16 protein-coding genes are annotated in these 17,049 nt (G+C 74.6%); 15 read left to right on the top strand and 1 reads right to left on the bottom strand.

Features of this window, described 5'->3' with window-relative positions:
* Positions 1–53: 53 nt before the first annotated feature.
* From GXP71_RS08460 to GXP71_RS08430, 7 genes are all read left to right on the top strand, one after another.
* Positions 54–1,679 carry an ABC transporter permease subunit gene (locus GXP71_RS08460; RefSeq protein ID WP_162352298.1) on the top strand — a complete coding sequence of 542 codons (1,626 nt, stop codon included), beginning with the start codon at positions 54–56 and terminating at the stop codon, positions 1,677–1,679.
* On the top strand, positions 1,679–2,605 hold the full coding sequence (locus GXP71_RS08455) for a sugar ABC transporter permease (protein ID WP_162352297.1): 927 nt from the start codon (positions 1,679–1,681) through the stop codon (positions 2,603–2,605). The genes GXP71_RS08460 and GXP71_RS08455 overlap by 1 nt, the downstream gene beginning before the upstream one ends.
* Positions 2,602–4,446, top strand: coding sequence for a glycoside hydrolase family 13 protein (locus GXP71_RS08450; RefSeq protein WP_162352296.1), 1,845 nt, complete (start codon positions 2,602–2,604; stop codon positions 4,444–4,446). Before GXP71_RS08455 ends, GXP71_RS08450 begins: the two co-directional genes overlap by 4 nt.
* A complete protein-coding gene (locus tag GXP71_RS08445) occupies positions 4,443–5,222 on the top strand; it encodes an aminoglycoside N(3)-acetyltransferase (RefSeq protein ID WP_162352295.1) in 780 nt (259 codons plus the stop codon). Before GXP71_RS08450 ends, GXP71_RS08445 begins: the two co-directional genes overlap by 4 nt.
* Positions 5,223–5,290: 68 nt before the next feature.
* Entirely contained in the window at positions 5,291–6,577 is a 1,287-nt protein-coding gene (locus tag GXP71_RS08440) for a deoxyguanosinetriphosphate triphosphohydrolase (RefSeq protein WP_162352294.1), read from the top strand.
* A 75-nt stretch (positions 6,578–6,652) separates the two neighbouring features.
* The gene (gene dnaG, locus GXP71_RS08435; protein ID WP_162352293.1) at positions 6,653–8,788 is read left to right on the top strand and encodes a DNA primase; all 2,136 of its coding nucleotides are present in this window, start codon (positions 6,653–6,655) and stop codon (positions 8,786–8,788) included.
* Positions 8,789–8,855: 67 nt separating this feature from the next.
* Positions 8,856–9,839, top strand: a complete 984-nt coding sequence (locus tag GXP71_RS08430) for a diacylglycerol kinase family protein (RefSeq protein WP_162352292.1) — start codon at positions 8,856–8,858, stop codon at positions 9,837–9,839.
* 46 nt (positions 9,840–9,885) lie between these two features.
* Here GXP71_RS08430 and GXP71_RS08425 read toward each other — a convergent pair whose 3' ends face one another.
* Entirely contained in the window at positions 9,886–10,683 is a 798-nt protein-coding gene (locus tag GXP71_RS08425; RefSeq protein WP_162352291.1) for a transglutaminase family protein, read from the bottom strand.
* A gap of 200 nt (positions 10,684–10,883) precedes the next feature.
* On the opposite strand from GXP71_RS08425, the gene GXP71_RS08420 reads away from it, so the two are divergent.
* The 8 genes from GXP71_RS08420 to GXP71_RS08385 all read left to right on the top strand — a co-directional run bounded on the left by GXP71_RS08420 (position 10,884) and on the right by GXP71_RS08385 (position 17,023).
* The gene (locus tag GXP71_RS08420; protein ID WP_162352290.1) at positions 10,884–11,186 is read left to right on the top strand and encodes a hypothetical protein; all 303 of its coding nucleotides are present in this window, start codon (positions 10,884–10,886) and stop codon (positions 11,184–11,186) included.
* Between the two features lie 35 nt (positions 11,187–11,221).
* Positions 11,222–11,713, top strand: coding sequence for a metallophosphoesterase (locus tag GXP71_RS08415; RefSeq protein ID WP_202924384.1), 492 nt, complete (start codon positions 11,222–11,224; stop codon positions 11,711–11,713).
* 52 nt (positions 11,714–11,765) lie between these two features.
* The gene (locus GXP71_RS08410; protein ID WP_162352289.1) at positions 11,766–12,776 is read left to right on the top strand and encodes a DUF389 domain-containing protein; all 1,011 of its coding nucleotides are present in this window, start codon (positions 11,766–11,768) and stop codon (positions 12,774–12,776) included.
* A 49-nt stretch (positions 12,777–12,825) separates the two neighbouring features.
* Positions 12,826–13,461, top strand: a complete 636-nt coding sequence (locus GXP71_RS08405) for a trimeric intracellular cation channel family protein (protein ID WP_162352288.1) — start codon at positions 12,826–12,828, stop codon at positions 13,459–13,461.
* A 102-nt stretch (positions 13,462–13,563) separates the two neighbouring features.
* Positions 13,564–15,054 carry a serine/threonine-protein kinase gene (locus GXP71_RS08400; protein WP_162352287.1) on the top strand — a complete coding sequence of 497 codons (1,491 nt, stop codon included), beginning with the start codon at positions 13,564–13,566 and terminating at the stop codon, positions 15,052–15,054.
* Complete coding sequence (locus tag GXP71_RS08395) at positions 15,051–15,596, top strand: mucin-associated surface protein (protein WP_162352286.1); 546 nt, start codon at positions 15,051–15,053, stop codon at positions 15,594–15,596. The genes GXP71_RS08400 and GXP71_RS08395 overlap by 4 nt, the downstream gene beginning before the upstream one ends.
* A 98-nt stretch (positions 15,597–15,694) precedes the next feature.
* Complete coding sequence (locus tag GXP71_RS08390; RefSeq protein ID WP_162352285.1) at positions 15,695–16,108, top strand: transferase; 414 nt, start codon at positions 15,695–15,697, stop codon at positions 16,106–16,108.
* 138 nt (positions 16,109–16,246) lie between these two features.
* On the top strand, positions 16,247–17,023 hold the full coding sequence (locus GXP71_RS08385) for an LLM class F420-dependent oxidoreductase (RefSeq protein WP_162352284.1): 777 nt from the start codon (positions 16,247–16,249) through the stop codon (positions 17,021–17,023).
* Positions 17,024–17,049: the final 26 nt, after the last annotated feature.

Raw genomic sequence — 17,049 nt, 5'->3', positions numbered from 1 at the left:
AGCAGCCCCCGCGCGCCGTGCGCGCCGATCACCGCCGATCTCCGGAGCACCCCATGACGGACACGTCGACCCGCCCTGACCGCACGGACGCGACCGCGCCGCCACCGTCGTCCGGCCCGCGCCGGCCCACGGGGAGCTGGTGGAGCCGGCAGGACCTGAACCGCGGCTTCTGGGTCAAGACGGTGCTCGTGGCGCTCGTCGACGCGCTCGGCGTCTACGGCGTCCTCGCGGCCGGCGCCCTCGGCCAGTGGGGGATCGTCGCGTTCCTCGTCGTCGCGCTCGTCGCGGTGAACGTCGTCTACTTCTCCAAGAAGATGCTCCCGGCCAAGTACCTCGTGCCGGGCCTGATCTTCCTGCTCGTGTACCAGGTGTTCGTCGTCCTCTACACGGGCTTCACGGCCTTCACCAACTACGGCGACGGCCACAACTCGACGCAGGCCGACGCGGTCGAGGCGATCCTCGTGCAGAACGAGGCACGTCTCCCGGACTCGCCGACCTACCCGCTCACGGTCGTCGCGAACGGCGACGAGCTCGGCTTCGCGGTCGTCGACGGCGAGGGCGACGCGGAGCTCGGCACCGCCGAGGAGCCGCTGGAGCCCGTCGACGCGACGCTCGAGAACGGCCGCGTCGCGTCGGTCGACGGCTGGCAGACGCTCCAGTTCAACGAGGTCCTCGAGCGCCAGGACGAGATCTTCGCGCTGCGCGTCCCGATCTCCGACGACCCGAACGACGGCAGCGTCCGCACGCCCGACGGCTCGACGGGGTACGTCTACGTCTCGACGATGGAGTGGGACGAGGCCGCCGGCACGATCACCAACACGGCGACCGGCGACGTCTACACCGCCGACGAGGAGCAGGGGGCGTTCGTCGCCGCCGACGGCTCGCAGCTCGGCACCGGGTGGAAGGTCTTCGTCGGCTTCGAGAACTTCAGCCGCGTCTTCACGGACTCGAAGCTCGCCGGGCCGTTCGTCGGCGTGCTGCTGTGGACGTTCGCCTTCGCGATCCTGTCCGTGGTCCTGACGTTCGGGCTGGGCCTGTTCATGGCGGTCGTGCTCAACCACCCGAAGGTGCGCGGCCGCAAGATCTACCGGTCGCTGCTGATCGTGCCCTACGCCTTCCCGGCGTTCCTCACGGCCCTCGTGTGGCAGGGCATGCTCAACCGCGACTTCGGCTTCGTCAACGCGACGCTGCTGGGCGGCGCGAGCATCCCGTGGCTCACCGACCCGTGGCTCGCGAAGATCTCCGTGCTCGTCGTGAACCTGTGGCTCGGCTTCCCGTACATGTTCCTCATCTGCACGGGTGCGCTGCAGTCGATCCCGAACGAGATCTACGAGGCCGGGAAGATCGACGGCGCCAAGCCGCTGCGGCTGTTCCGGTCGCTCACGATGCCGCTGCTGCTCGTCTCGACCGCACCGCTGCTGATCTCGTCGTTCGCGTTCAACTTCAACAACTTCAACGTCGTCTACCTGCTCACCGAGGGCGGTCCCGACGACCTGTCCGCCCCGGTCGACGTCGGCGCGACGGACATCCTCATCACGTTCGTCTACCGGCTCGCGTTCGGCGGCGTGAACCGCCAGTACGGCCTCGCGTGCGCGGTGTCGATCCTCATCTTCCTCATCGTCGCCTCGATCTCGGCGGCCACCTTCAGCAAGACCCGCGCCCTGGAGGACCTGCACTGATGGCTGCCACCACGCTCCCCGCCGGCACCACCGACGCCGGCCTGCGCCCCGACAGCAACGAGACGACCCCGCGCGGCGTGCGCTGGTGGCGCGAGCTCGGCTGGCGCCACGTCGTCACCTGGGCCGTGCTCGTCTTCTGCTTCATCCCGATCCTGTACGTGCTGTCGTCGTCCCTGAACCCGACGGGCTCGCTCACGGGGTCGAACCAGCTCTTCTCGAGCATCTCGTTCCAGAACTACGTCGACCTGCTGAGCGACCCGGTGCACCCGTACCTGCGCTGGTTCGCGAACACGATCGTCATCGCGACGACCACGTCGATCGGCACGGTCCTGCTGGGCGCGGCGGCCGCGTACGCGTTCTCGCGGTTCCGGTTCCGCGGCCGCCGCGGCGGGCTGCTCTCGCTGCTGCTGCTGCAGATGTTCCCCCAGGTGCTCGCCTACGTCGCGATCTTCCTGCTGCTCGTGACGCTCCGTGAGGTCTTCCCGGCGATCGGTCTCGGCTCGCCGCTCGGTCTGATCCTCGTGTACCTGGGCGGCGCGCTCGGCGTGAACACCTACCTCATGTACGGGTTCTTCAACACCGTCCCGAAGGAGCTCGACGAGGCCGCCAAGATCGACGGCGCGAGCCACGCGCAGATCTTCTTCTCGATCATCCTGCGGCTCGTCGCGCCGATCCTCGCGGTCGTCGGTCTGCTGTCGTTCGTCGGGGTGTTCTCCGACTTCCTCATCGCGTCGATCGTCCTCGTCGACCCCGAGTCCCAGACGCTCGCGGTCGGCCTCTACCAGTACGTGAGCCAGCGGTTCTCCGAGTACTGGGGCGTGTTCGCGGCCGGCGCCGTGCTCGCGGCGATCCCCGTCGTGCTCCTGTTCCAGTTCCTCCAGCGCTACATCGTCTCCGGCCTGACCCAGGGCGCGGTGAAGGGATGACCGTGCGGCACCTGCTCGACCAGCCCCACCACGACGGTTCCGAGCTCTACGTCCCGGCGGGCACGCCCGCGCTCGGCGACGTCGTCCCGGTGCGGTTCCGCGTGCCGGCCTCAGCGACCGAGCGCGCGCTGTGGGTGCGGACCGTCCGCGACGCGGAGCCGCGCATGGTGCAGGCGCGGCTCGACCGCGCCGACGCGCACGAGCGCTGGTACGTCGCCGACGTGCCCGTGCACAACCCGGTCACGTCGTACCGCGCGCTGCTCGACGAGCCCGGCGGCTACCGCTGGCTCAACGGGCGCGGGCTGTTCTCGCGCGACGTGCCCGACGCGGCCGACTTCCGGCTCACCGTGCACGAGCCCGCTCCGGCGTGGACGTCGTCGGCGGTCGTCTACCAGATCTTCCCGGACCGGTTCGCGCGGTCGGGCGTCGAGCGGACGTTCCCCGACTGGGCCGAGCCCGCGGACTGGGACGACGAGCCGATCGGCCGCGGGCCGTCGACGCCCGTGCAGCTCTACGGCGGCGACCTGCTCGGCATCGAGCAGCGGCTCGACCACCTGCAGCGGCTCGGCGTCGACACCGTCTACCTGACGCCCGTCTTCCCGTCGCAGTCGAACCACCGCTACGACGCGCGCACGTTCGACCACGTCGACCCGCTGCTCGGGGGCGACGAGGCGCTCGTCTCGCTGCGCCGCGCGCTGCACGGCCGCGGGATGCGGCTCGTCGGCGACTTCACGACCAACCACACGGGCGTCGCGCACGAGTGGTTCGAGCACGCCCTGCGGGACCGGTCGTCGGAGGAGGCCGAGTTCTACTACTGGGACAAGGAGTCCGACCTCGGCTACGTCGCGTGGCTCGACGTCCCGTCGCTGCCGAAGCTCAACTACGGCTCGTCCGCGCTGGCCCGCCGGATGGTCGACGGCCCCGGCTCGGTCATCGGCCGCTGGCTCGGCGAGCCGTTCGCGCTCGACGGCTGGCGCATCGACGTCGCCAACATGACCGGCCGGTACGCGTCCGACGACTTCACGCACCAGGTCGCCCGGACCGTGCGCGCGACGATGACCGAGCTCAACCCCGACGCGGTGCTCGTGAGCGAGCACTTCCACGACGCCGCGGGTGACCTGACCGGCGAGGGCTGGCAGGTCAACATGAACTACTCGGCGTTCACCAAGCCGCTGTGGACCTGGCTCGTGGACCCCGCGACGACGCTCGACTTCCTGGGCGTCCCGACGACGATCCCGCGCCGCGGCGGTGTGTCCGTCGTCGAGACGATGCGCGAGTTCGACGCGACCGTGCCGTGGAAGGTCACCGCGCGGCAGTGGAACATGCTCGGCTCGCACGACACCCCGCGCCTGCGCACGGTCGTCGGCGACCCGGCCCTCGTCGAGGTGGCCGCGGGCCTGCTGTTCACCTACCCCGGCACGCCCGCGCTGTTCGCCGGGGACGAGGGCGGCGCGACCGGCACCAACGGCGAGCACGCGCGCGTCCCGATGCCGTGGGACCAGATCGAGGCCGGCGGAGGCGACCGCTGGGACGCCCGCACGTTCGCGACGTACCGGTCCCTCATCGCGCTGCGCCGCTCCTCGCGTGCGCTGCGCGAGGGTGGCCTGCGCTGGGCGGTCGTGTCCGACGACGCGCTGGCGTACCTGCGGGAGACGGCCGACGAGCGCGTGCTCGTCGTCGCGGCCCGGGCACCGTGGTCCGGCGTCGACCTGCCGCGGCACCTCGTCCCACCGGGCTCGACCGTCGAGCGCCTGTACGGCGACGGCGCGCTCGACGTCCGGCCCGACGCGCTGCACGTCGGCGGCGACGGGCCCGGCGTGTCCGTCTGGCGCCTGGCGTGACGCTCGTCCTCGGCGCCGACCTCGAGCGCGACCTGCGCGCGCTCGGGGTCGAGCCGGGGGGAGTGCTGGTCGCGCACGCGTCGCTGTCACGGCTCGGCACGGTCGTCGGGGGTGAGCAGGCCGTCGTGCGCGCGCTGCTCGACGCGCTCGGTCCCGACGGCACGCTCGTCATGCCGGCGCAGTCGTGGCAGCTCTGCGACCCCGCCTACCTCGCCGACCCGTCGGTCCCGCCGTCCCGGTACGACGACGTCCGCGCCGCGCTGCCCGTCTACGACCCCGCCTGGACACCGACCCGCACGATGGGGCTCGTCGTCGAGGCGCTGCGCACCCTGCCGGGAACGCGCCGCTCGTGGCACCCGCACCGGTCGTTCGTCGCGCACGGCCCGTGCGCGGCCGAGGTGCTGGCACGGCACGACCTGGACGACCCCGTCGGCGAGGGCTCGCCGCTCGCCGCGCTGCACGCCCTCGACGCGCAGGTCCTCCTGCTCGGCGTCGGCTACGACAAGTGCACCGCGCTGCACCTGGCCGAGGCCCGCGCGGGCCTGCCGCTGCCGACCGTCCGCAACGGCGCCCCGCTCCTCGTCGACGGCCGTCGGGAGTGGGTGTGGTTCGACGAGCCCGTCGTCGAGGACGCCGACTTCGAGGCCGTCGGCGCGGTGTTCTCCGCGACCGGGCACGAGACCGTCGGCACCGTCGGCGCCGCGACCGCACGCCTCGCCCGCGTCCGCGCCCTCGTCGACCTCGCCGCCGACTGGTTCGCCCGCACCCGGGCGTAGCCCGACCCGACCGCGCGAGCGGCTGTGCGCGACGGCAGCCGTCCGGCGCGACTCGATACCCTGGACCCGTGACCGCACTCGACACCCTCGACCTCGACGGCTACGTCGACGCCGACCGGGAGCGGTGGGTCGCCGAGGCCCCCAAGTCGCGCGAGCGCACCGCGTTCGAGCGGGACCGCGCGCGCATCGTGCACTCGTCCGCGCTGCGGCGGCTGGGGGCGAAGACGCAGGTGCTCGGCCCCTCCTCGGACGACTTCGTGCGGACGCGGCTCACGCACACCCTCGAGGTCGCGCAGGTCGGCCGCGAGATCGGCAAGGCGCTCGGCTGCGACCCGGACGTCGTCGACACCGCGTGCCTCGCGCACGACCTCGGCCACCCGCCGTTCGGGCACAACGGCGAGCGCGCGCTCGCGGACCTCGCGCGCGGCATCGGCGGGTTCGAGGGCAACGCGCAGACGCTGCGCCTGCTGACCCGGCTCGAGCCGAAGGTCGTCGGGCCCGACGGGCAGACGGTCGGCCTCAACCTCACGCGCGCGAGCCTCGACGCGTCGGTCAAGTACCCGTGGCGGTACGGGCAGGGGCCGGTGAGCGCCGCGAGCGGCCGGCCGACGCACAAGTTCGGCGTCTACGAGGACGACCTGCCGGTGTTCGCGTGGCTGCGCGAGGACGCCCCTGCGGGTCGCAAGTGCCTCGAGGCGCAGGTCATGGACCTCGCCGACGACATCTCCTACTCGGTGCACGACGTCGAGGACGCGGTCGTCGGCGGACGGCTGGACCTGGAGGTGCTGACGCGGCCGGACGAGCGGGCGCGCATCGTCGAGGCCGTGCAGACCTGGTACGGCGACGCGGTCGACGAGAACGGGCTGCACGACGCGATGGACCGCCTGGTCGCGGCGCACCTGTGGGCGTCGACGGCGTTCGACGGGTCACGCGGTGCGCTCGCGATGCTGAAGGACGCGACCAGCCAGCTCATCGGCCGGTTCGCCAAGGCCGCGCAGACGGCCACGCGCGCCGAGTACGGCGACGGCCCGCTCACCCGGTACGCCGCGAACCTCGTGGTGCCGATCGGCACCACGGCCGAGATCCTCGTGCTCAAGGGCCTCGCGGTCGCGTACGTCATGGCGCCACGCGAGCTCGAGCCGCTCTACCACCGGCAGCGCGAGGTGCTCACCGACCTCGTCCGCGTGATGTCGGACCGTGCGCCGCTGGCCCTCGAGCCGCCGTTCGCCGCCGACTGGGCGCAGGCCCCCGACGACGCCGCGCGGCTGCGCGTGGTCGTCGACCAGGTGGCGTCGCTCACGGACGTGTCGGCGGCGGAGATGCATGCGCGGCTCGTCCACCCGCCGCGGCACTGAGCGCGGGCCGCGCGCCCGGGCGAACGACGTCGCGGGCGGGCCGGGCCGCGCCGCGCGACGCCTAGACTCACCGGCGTGGCGGGACGCATCCGACGGGAGGACGTGGAGGCGGTCCGCGAGCGTGCGCGCATCGAGGAGATCGTCGGCGCCCACGTCAGCCTGAAGCCCGCGGGCGTCGGCTCGATGAAGGGCCTGTGCCCGTTCCACGACGAGCGTTCCCCGTCGTTCCACGTCCGCCCGCAGGTCGGCCGCTACCACTGCTTCGGCTGCGGCGAGGGCGGCGACGTCATCGCGTTCGTCATGAAGGTCGACGGGCTGGGCTTCACGGAGGCCGTCGAGTACCTCGCGGGCCGCGTCGGGATCCAGCTCCGGTACGAGGAGGGTGGCGCACCGCGGCCTGGCGAGGAGCCGGGTAGGCGGCGCCGGTTGCTCGACGCGCACCGGGTCGCCGAGGAGTTCTACCGCGAGCAGCTGACGACGCCCGCGGCGGCCGCGGGGCGCGCGTTCCTCGCCGAGCGGGGCTTCGACCGGTCGGCGGCCGAGCAGTTCGGCGTGGGGTTCGCGCCGCAGGGCTGGGACGGGCTGCTGCGCCACCTGCGCGGACGGAGCTTCACCGAGGCGGAGCTCGTCGCGTCGGGGCTCGTCAGCCAGGGCCAGCGGGGGGTCTACGACCGGTTCCGCGGGCGGCTCGTCTGGCCGATCCGCGAGGTCACGGGGGAGACGGTCGGGTTCGGCGCGCGGCGTCTGTTCGACGAGGACCAGGGGCCGAAGTACCTCAACACCCCGGAGACGCCGCTCTACCGCAAGTCGCAGGTGCTGTACGGCATCGACCTCGCGAAGCGCGACATGCAGCGCGACAAGCGCGTCGTCGTGGTCGAGGGCTACACCGACGTCATGGCGATGCACCTGTCGGGTGTCGGCGCCGCGGTCGCGACGTGCGGGACGGCGTTCGGCTCCGACCACGCGCGCATCGTGCGACGGCTCGTCGGCGACGCCGGGTCGACGGGCGGCGTCCAGCTCGCGTCCGGCACGTCGATCGGGGGGGAGATCATCTTCACGTTCGACGGCGACGCCGCCGGTCAGAAGGCGGCCCTGCGCGCGTTCGGCGAGGACCAGTCGTTCTCCGCGCAGACGTTCGTCGCGGTCGAGCGGTCCGGGATGGACCCGTGCGAGCTGCGCCAGGCGAAGGGCCCCGACGCCGTGCGCGCCCTGGTCGCCGGCCGGACGCCGCTGTTCGAGTTCGTCATCCGCTCGACCCTCGACTCGCACGACCTGCGCACCGCCGAGGGCCGCGTCGCGGCGCTGCGCGCGGCGGCCCCCGTCGTCGCCGGCATCCGGGACGCGGCGCTGCGGCCCGAGTACACGCGCCTCCTCGCAGGCTGGCTCGGCATCGACGACCAGGAGACCGTGCGGCGCGCGGTCGCGGCCGCCGGCCCGAGCCGTGGCGCCACGCGCGGCGGCGAGCAGCGGTCCGACGACCGCCGGGGTCGTCCCGACGGCGGTCGCTCCGAGGGTGGCCGGGGCGGGCGCGGCGACTGGCGGGGGAGCGACGGCCGGCGCGGCCGCGGTGACGGCGGGCGGCGCGACGGGCAGTGGTCGCGGTCCGACGACCGCCGGCCCGGACCGGACGGCCGCGGACGCCAGGACGACCGCTGGTCGCGTGACGAGCGCCCCGACGGCCCGTACGGCGACGCGCCGGTCGCGCGGATGCCCGCGCCGGACCGTCGTGACCCCGTCGTGCAGATCGAGCGGACCGCGCTCGAGGTCGTCCTCCAGCAGCCCGAGCACGTCCCCGCGCAGTTCGACGACCTGGGCGCCGACGCGTTCGCCGCGCCCGCGCACCGCGCGGTGCACGAGGCGGTGCGCGCGGCCGGGGGCGTCGCGGCGGCGCGCGCGGCCGTCGCGGCCGCGGGAGGTACGTCGACCGGCTGGGTCGACGCGGTCGTCGAGCAGGCGGCGGAGGCGGTCCGGCCGCTCGTCACCGAGCTCGCCGTCGCGCCGTTGCCGGAGGACCGGCCCGAGTCGATGCCGGGCTACGTGCGCGACGTCGTGCTGCGGCTCGTCGAGATCGGTTTCACCCGCAGCATCGCCGACCTGCGCGGTCGGCTGCAGCGCATGGACCCGGCCGAGGACACGGCCGCCTACCAGGCCGCGTTCGCCGAGCTCGTCGCGCTGGAGGGGCGCCGGCGCACGCTGCGCGAGAGCGCCTGACGCGCCGGCGGTCACGTCACGGTCGCTCGCCGCGCGGGACCGGGTCGCGGCCAGGACAATCAGCCCCGTGACCGAGACCGCGCGCACCCCGACCGAGCCCGCCCCGCAGCAGCGCGACGGCGACAAGCCGCTGCGCACGGCGGTGGTCGTCAACCCCAACCGGGTCGAGGGCACGGACGAGCTGCGCGAGGCCATCACCGAGCAGCTCGCCGAGGCCGGCTGGCCCGCGCCCGCGTGGCTCGAGACGACCGCCGAGGACCCGGGCACCGGGCAGGCGCGGCAGGCCGTCGAGGACGGCGCCGAGGTCGTGCTCGTGTGCGGAGGCGACGGCACCGTGCGTGCGGTCATCGAGGGACTCGTCGGCACCGAGACGGCCCTCGCCGTCCTGCCGGGCGGCACCGGCAACCTGCTCGCCGCGAACCTCGACGTCCCGACCAACGTGCCCGACGGCGTCGACACCGTGCTGCGGCGCGGGCGGCGGCAGATCGACGTCGGCCGGGTGGACGGCCAGGTGTTCGCGGTCATGGCCGGCATGGGCCTCGACGCGGCGACCATGGACGACGCGCCGACCCGCCTCAAGAACAGCGCGGGATCGATCGCCTACGTCTTCTCCGCGATCAAGCACCTGGCCGACGACGCGATGCACGTGGAGATCGAGATCGACGGCGGAACGCCGCAGCGTCGGCGCGCGCGCTCCGTCCTCGTCGGCAACGTCGGCCGTCTGCAGGGCGGGATCACGCTGCTGCCCGACGCGCAGCCTGACACCGGGACGATGGAGGTCGCGGTGCTCGCGCCGCGCAACCTCGGGCACTGGCTGCAGCTCGTGGCCGGCATCGCGCTGCGCCACAAGCGGGTCCCCGCGCGCGAGATGATGCGGGGCTCGCACGTCGTCATCCGCGCCGACCGGCCGCAGCCCCGTCAGCTCGACGGGGACGTGCTCGACCCGGGCCGCACGCTCGACATCACCGTCGAGCCGGAGAGCCTCTGGGTGTGCGTGCACCAGCCCGACACGTCGCCCGACCTCACCGAGGGCGGCCCGCACGACCGGTGACCGCACCCGCGGTCGAGGCCCGCGGCAGCCGAGCGGACGGCGGACGTCAGCGGAGCGTGACGAGACCCGAGCCGTCGTCGACGGGCAGCATGCCCTGCACGGTCGCGGTCACCGTCATCGCGCGTAGCGTCAGCGACCCGCCGTAGTAGGACATGAACGCGGTGTCCGTCGCGTCACGTCCCGTCGCGATCCGCACGAACGACTGGCGCGGCGCGAGCCGGGTCGCGTCGACCACGTGCCAGGCGCCGTCGACGTACGCCTCGGCGACCGCGTGGAAGTCCATGGGCTTGAGCCCGGGCGCGTAGACGGACGCGAGCCGCGCCGGGACGTCGGTGGCGCGCAGCAGCGCGACGACGAGGTGCGCGAAGTCGCGGCACACGCCGCGCCGCTTGAGCAGCGTGTCCGTCGCGCCGTCCGTCGGGAGGCTCGACCCCGACAGGTAGGTGACGTGCCCGGTGACCCACGCGACGACCGCGTCGAGCAGGTCGACGCCCTCGAGCCCGCGGAACTGGTCGCGCGCGAACGCGAGCAGACGGTCGGAGTCGGCGTAGCGGCTGGGCCGGCGGTACTCGACGAGGTCGATGTCGTCCACCGGGGGCGCGTCCGCCTGTCCGATCACCGTGGCGCTGTAGTCGACGACCAGCCGGCCGGCGGGGGCGAGCACCCGGTGGGTGCGCCCGCCGTGCGGACCCTTGATCTCGACGACGTCCAGCGGCCCGTCCTCGTGGCGCACGGCGAGCTGTTCGGAGCGGTCGTGGGCGCCGTCCGCGACGGCCACGGCGAGCAGCAGCTCGAGCGGCTGACGCACGTCGATCGACAGGTGGGAGGTCACGGTGCGCAGCACGACCGCACGGGTCCTTTCCCGGCGCTCTGCGGCCGGAACATCGAGGGGGCGACGGCAAGTGTGAGCCCCGCGGGGCGATCCGTCCAGCGGGGGCGGCGCGTCCCGCGTCCGTGCAGGTCAGCGTGGTGCAGGTGCGCCTCCGACGGCACCGTCGCACAGTGGCCCGCACGGCCTGCGGAGCGACGACGGAGGAGGGGCACGTGGCGACACGACGCGTGACCGGTGCCCGGGTGGCAGCGTCGAGCACGTGGGTGGACCCCGAGGGCGTCCGGCGACCGGCCGGCGACGTGCACGCGTGGCTGCCCGGGACGAACCAGACGGTGTGCGGGCTGCCGCTCGCGCGGGCCGACCTGGCACGGTTCCCGCACGTCGCGTGGGCGGACGCCGACCCGGCCACGGGGGCGCACGCCGACGCCGTCGCGCACGTCTGCCACCGGTGCGCCGCGGGCACGCGCACGCGTCGTGACGAGCGCCCGTGGCGGCGCGTGGACCCGCGCCCGTGAGCCCGTCGACGGGGGAGCGCGTGCGGGTCGTGGCGATGGCCGACACGCACGTGCCGGGCCGGGCGCGCGACCTCCCCACGGAGCTGTGGGACGAGGTCGGGCGTGCGGACCTCGTGGTGCACGCGGGCGACTGGGTCGACGCGGCGCTGGTCGACGCGCTCGCCGCACGGTCGCGCGCGCTGCTCGCGTGCCACGGCAACAACGACGGCCGGGACGTGCGGGCGCGTGTGCCGGAGGTGGCCCGTGCCACGGTCGCCGGGGTGCGTGTCGGGGTCGTGCACGAGACCGGCGCGGCGACGGGACGCGAGCGGCGGTGCGACGCCGCGTACCCCGACCTCGACGTGCTCGTGTTCGGCCACTCGCACATCCCGTGGGACACCACCACGCGTGGCGGCCTCCGGCTGCTCAACCCCGGGTCGCCGACGGACCGCCGCCGCCAGCCGGCCTGCACCTACCTCACGTTCACGCTCGCGGACGGAGGTCTGCACGACCTCGTGCTGCACGCCCTGCCGCCACGCGTGCGCTGACGCGTCCGCGTGGCGCCCGAGACGCTCGCCGGCGCCGGGCCAGACTGGCGCCGTGCTGCAGCTGCGCGTGACCGTCCCGGCCGACGTCACCGACTCCGTGCTCGACGTGCTGCGCGACGACCCGGCCGTGTCGGCGCTCACCGTCGGCACCGGCACGGCGCTGCGTCCGGTCGGCGACGTCGTGACGGCCGACCTGGCGCGCGAGGCGGCCGACGACGTCGTCGAGCGGCTCCTCGCGCTCGACGTGCAGCAGGTCGGCACCATCCAGCTCACGCCCGTCGACACGTGGGTGTCGCGCGCGGGCTGGGAGGCGGAGCGGCTCGCCCCCGGGGCGAGCTCCGACTCGGTCGTGTGGCCGCAGGTCGTGCTGCGCGCCTACGACGACACCGAGCTCACGTGGACGTTCCTCAGCTTCATGAGCCTCGCGACGCTCCTCGCGAGCATCGCGATCATCGTCGACTCGCAGGTGATCGTCATCGGCGCGATGGTCCTCGGGCCGGAGTTCGGCGCGGTCGCCGCGCTCGGCGTCGCGCTGGTCCGCCGGCGCTGGCGGCTGCTGCGGCGCGCCGCGCTCGCCCTGCTCGTCGGGTTCGTCGTCGCGATCGGTCTGGCCGCCGCGGCCGCCCTCGTGCTGCGCGGGGTCGGCTGGGTGACGCTCGACGACGTGACGGGTCCGCGCCCCGGCACCGACTTCATCTACCGGCCCGACCGCTGGTCGATCGTCGTCGCCGTCATCGCGGGCGCCGCGGGTGTGCTGTCGCTCACGTCGTCGCGCGTGGGTGGTCTCACGGGCGTGTTCATCTCCGTGACGACGATCCCCGCCGCGGGCAACCTCGCGCTCGGGATCGCGTTCGGCGTCGCGCACGAGATCACGGGCAGCGTGCTGCAGCTCGTCGTCAACATCTCCGGCATGGCGGTCGCCGGGTGGCTCACCCTGATCGTCCAGCAGACGGTGTGGCAGCACGTGTCCGTGCGCCGCGCCCGGTTCGCGGCCCGCATCGGGCGCACCGCCACGCACGGACCGCACGCCGGTCCGTTGCGCCCGCCGGACGGGACGGCGTGACCGGCAGGTCCCGCGGGCCCGCCTCGTCGGCCTGGGAGGATGACGTCCCGTGATCGCCGACCTGCCCTACGAGCCGCTCCTGGAGATCCTCGGCGTCTACGTCGGCGCCATGTCGGGAGCGCTCGCGGCGGTCCGCAAGCAGTTCGACGTGTTCGGCATCCTCGTGCTCGGCTGGGCGGCCGGTCTGGGCGGCGGCATGCTGCGCGACGTGCTCATCGGCGCGGTGCCGCCCGTCGGGATCTCCGACTGGCGGCTCGTCGTCACCGCCGTCGTCGGCGCGCTCACCATGTACTTCTTCCACCCGCGGCTCGAACGCGCGCGTCGCGTCATCGTCGTGCTCGACGCGGGCGCGCTCGCGGTGTTCACCGTCGTCGGGACCATCAAGGGTCTCGAGCTCGGCACGACCGCGGTCGCCGCGGTCCTCGTCGGCGTCATGACGGGCGTCGGCGGGGGCGTGCTGCGCGACCTGCTCACGGGCGAGGTGCCCGTCGTCCTGCACCACCGGCAGCTCTACGCGGTGCCCGCGCTGCTCGGAGCCGCGCTGACGGTGTTCCTGTGGCGGTGGGACGCGCTCGACGCGGCCACCATCACGGGCGTGGTGCTCCTGATCTTCGTGCTGCGCGTCCTCGCGCTGCGGTTCCGCCTGACCGTGCCGGGCCCCTGGCGGGGCTTCCCGTCGCGCTGACCCCGGGCCCCTCGCGATCGGTGCGTGCGGTTCGCCCGGTCGGGTGGTGCTCCGGGCGCCCCGGCGTGCGACTCGTCGCGCGGTCGCCTAGCGTCTTTCGACGTGCCACCGTCCGTCCTCGGCAGCGCGCCGACGCCGTCCCGGGGGACCGGCGCGTCCGCTGCCCCCGTGGTCCTCGGGCACCGGTACCGGCTCGACGAGGTCATCGGTCGCGGCGGCGCCGCCGTCGTGCACCGCGCGACCGACGAGCTGCTGCACCGCACGGTCGCCGTGAAGGTCCTGCCGCCCGTCCCGCGCGACAGCGACGACCTGCGCCGGCACGAGGCGGAGATCCGCGTCCTCGCCGGGCTGCGGCACCCCGGTCTCGTCCGGCTCTTCGACGCCGACACCGTGCCGGTCGACGTCGGCGACGTCCAGGCGTACCTCGTCATGGAGCTCGTGCCCGGGCCGACGCTCGCGCGACGGCTCGCCGACGACGGCGCGCTCACCGTCCGGCAGACCGCCGCCGTCGGCCGGGCGGCCGCCGAGGCGCTCGCCGTCGTGCACGCGCGCGGCGTCATCCACCGGGACGTCAAGCCGGGCAACATCCTGCTGACGACGGACGACTGCCTCGACCTCGACGAGCTGCCCGACCACCCGGTCAAGCTCGTCGACTTCGGCATCGCCCGCCTCGCCGCGGCCACGCGCCTCACGGTGACCGGCATGATCGTCGGCACCGCGTCCTACCTCAGCCCCGAGCAGGCCGTCGGGAGCGCGCTCGCGCCGTCGAGCGACGTGTACGCGCTCGGGCTCGTGCTGCTCGAGTGCGTGACGGGCCGGCCCGTGTTCGCCGGCACGATGGCGGAGGTCGCCGCCGCACGGCTCTCGCGCGACCCCCACGTGCCCGACGACGTCGACGGTCACCTCGCCGACCTGCTGGTCCGCATGACGCGCCGTCGTCCGGAGGACCGCCCGACCGCGGACGAGGTGGCCGGAGAGCTCGCGGACGTCCTCGACGGTCGGGTCCCGCCGACGCCCCCGGCGGGCGCGACGCTCCTGCTCCCGGCCGTCCGTCCGGCCGCCGGCAGCGGGATCGTCGACGAACCGACCATGGCTGCCGACGCGGCCGCGCTGGGCCTGCCGTCCGACGCGACGGACCGCCTCCCGCACGAGGCCACCGCGGTCGCGTCCACCTCGGCGACGGGCGCGCCGACGGGCGCCGCAGACGGTCGGTCGGCCACCGACGCCAGGGTCGCGGACGTCGCGGACGCGCGGGTGCCGGAGGTCCCGGACGCGCGGGTGCCGGGCGCCCCGGCTCCCACCCTCGCGGCGCCTGCGGGCGCGCCCCGCTCCCCGGTGGACCGGGCCCGGACCGCGGCGGCGGTGGTCGTCGGCCGTGTCACGGCGACCGCGCACCGCGCCGTCGCGCGCTGGGGGCGTGCGCCGGTCCTCGTCGTCGCCGCGGCGCTCCTCGTCGGCGTCGCCCTCGCGGTCGTGCTGCTCGTCCGGCCCGCCTCGGCGCCCGAGCCGCAGACGCCTCCGCCCGCGTACCCGATGGTCGACGGGCCGCTCGGCGACGCGCTGGTCCGTCTGCAGCACGGAGTCACGCCGTGAGCGCGCGGCGGTGGGCCGCGTCGGTGCTGGTCGCGACGGTCCTGCTCGGCGCGACGGGCTGCGCGCGCCCCGACCTCGACGCGGACCGCGCGCGGGCCCTGCAGTCAGACGTCCTCGCCGTCACGCAGGCGTCCGCGGAGGGGCGCTTCGACGCGGCCGGTGCGCTGCTGGACCGCCTGCGCGCCGAGGTCGAGGACGGCCGCTCGAGCGGTGACCTCTCGGCCGAGAGGTACGCGACCCTCTCCGCGGCGATCGACGACGTCGCGACCGAGCTCGAGGCGTCGGCGTCGGCGCAGGCCGCTGCCGAGGCGGCGGCGCAGGCGGCAGCCGCCGAGGCCGCCGCGGAGGCGGCTCGCGCTCAGGCGACCGCGGAGGCCGCGCAGCAGGCGGCGGCCGCCCAGGCCGAGGCCGACGCGGCGCTCGCGCAGGCCAACGCGGAGGCCGCCGCGGCGCGCAAGGAGGCCGAGGCCAACCGAGCGCCGGACCCCGGCAAGGCCGAGCCGAAGACGCCTCCCCACGCGAAGAAGCCCGGCAAGCCCTGACCGCGTCCCGCTGTGAGCGCCACCACAGACCGCGCGGAAACATGCGCGCGCACGCACTCGTTGAACAGAGAGCGAGAACCGTTCCCGAGAGGAGTGGCATGACCAGGAAGACCCGCGGACGGATCGAGTTCGAGGCCGACGACGGCACCACCATGCGCTACGACCGCCACCCGAACGGTGGCGGGCTCGTGTCGCCGGGCGCCCAGGTCCACGAGGAGGCGAGCGTCGCCGCCACCGCCTACGTCGAGTCCGGCGCACGCGTCGGACCCGGGGCGCGGATCGGGACCGCGAGCTGGGTGGACCGCAACGTCCAGGTCGGCCCGGACGTCGTCGTCGGCTCCACCGTCCACCTGCGCCCCGGCACCCGTGTCGGTGCGCGCGCCCGCATCGGCAGCCGTGCGCGCCTCGGTGCGGACGTCGTGGTCGAGGCCGGCGCCCACGTCGAGCAGGACGCGATCGTCCCCGACGGCAGCGTCGTCGGGCGGCACACCGCCCGGCACGAGGCCGCCTGACCGACCGGCCCGCGCGGCCTCCCCCCGGAGGCCGCCGCGGGCCCCGTCCGGCACCCGCCGGGACCGTGGTCGGACCGCAGCGTGAGACCGTGCCCCGGTCGGGCCGCGCGGCGCCAGGAGCGGACGTAGCGTGACGGCATGACACGTCGTCTCCGCATCGGAGTCCAGCTCCAGCCCCAGCACGCCGACTACTCCCAGATCCGCGACGCCGTGCGCCGGGCGGAGGACCTCGGCGTCGACGTCATCTTCAACTGGGACCACTTCTTCCCGCTCTACGGCGACCCCGACGGCAAGCACTTCGAGTGCTGGACGATGCTCGGCGCGTGGGCCGAGCAGACGAGCCGCGTCGAGATCGGCGCGCTCGTGACCTGCAACTCGTACCGCAACCCCGAGCTGCTGGCCGACATGGCCCGCACGGTCGACCACATCAGCGGCGGCCGGCTGATCCTCGGCATCGGCGCAGGTTGGTTCGAGAAGGACTACGACCAGTTCGGCTACGAGTTCGGCACCGCGGGCTCGCGCATCGCGGACCTCGCGAGCGCCATGCCGCGCATCAAGGAGCGCTGGGCGAGGTCCAACCCGGCGCCGACGCGCGAGATCCCGATCCTGATCGGCGGTGGTGGCGAGCGCAAGACGCTGCGCGTCGTCGCCGAGCACGCCGACGCGTGGCACTCGTTCGGCGACGTCGACACCCTCGCGCGCAAGAGCGCGATCCTCGACGAGCACGGCGAGGCCGTCGGCCGTGACACGGGCACGCTCGTCGAGCGCAGCGTCGCCGTCAGCGCCCCGCCCAGCGAGGTCGCCGACGCGCTCGTCGACGCCGGCGTGACGCTCTTCACCGTCGGCACGTCGGGCCCCGACTACGACCTGTCGCTCGCCGAGCAGTGGGTGGCCTGGCGCGACGCGCAGGGCTGACCACCCGAGCCCCGAGCCGGGCGCGA

Origin of the sequence: Cellulomonas sp. H30R-01 (assembly GCF_010119915.1) — a bacterium.
GTDB lineage: Bacteria > Actinomycetota > Actinomycetes > Actinomycetales > Cellulomonadaceae > Cellulomonas > Cellulomonas algicola.
This window is presented reverse-complemented; position numbering and strand designations above follow the sequence as displayed.

What these genes read in the sequence shown, in the direction of transcription:
- GXP71_RS08455 (WP_162352297.1), top strand. Translation starts at nt 1,679, where the DNA reads ATGGCTGCCACCACGCTCCCCGCCGGCACCACCGACGCCGGCCTGCGC.
- GXP71_RS08390 (WP_162352285.1), top strand. Translation starts at nt 15,695, where the DNA reads ATGACCAGGAAGACCCGCGGACGGATCGAGTTCGAGGCCGACGACGGC.
- GXP71_RS08460 (WP_162352298.1), top strand. Translation starts at nt 54, where the DNA reads ATGACGGACACGTCGACCCGCCCTGACCGCACGGACGCGACCGCGCCG.
- GXP71_RS08415 (WP_202924384.1), top strand. Translation starts at nt 11,222, where the DNA reads ATGGCCGACACGCACGTGCCGGGCCGGGCGCGCGACCTCCCCACGGAG.
- GXP71_RS08450 (WP_162352296.1), top strand. Translation starts at nt 2,602, where the DNA reads ATGACCGTGCGGCACCTGCTCGACCAGCCCCACCACGACGGTTCCGAG.
- GXP71_RS08385 (WP_162352284.1), top strand. Translation starts at nt 16,247, where the DNA reads ATGACACGTCGTCTCCGCATCGGAGTCCAGCTCCAGCCCCAGCACGCC.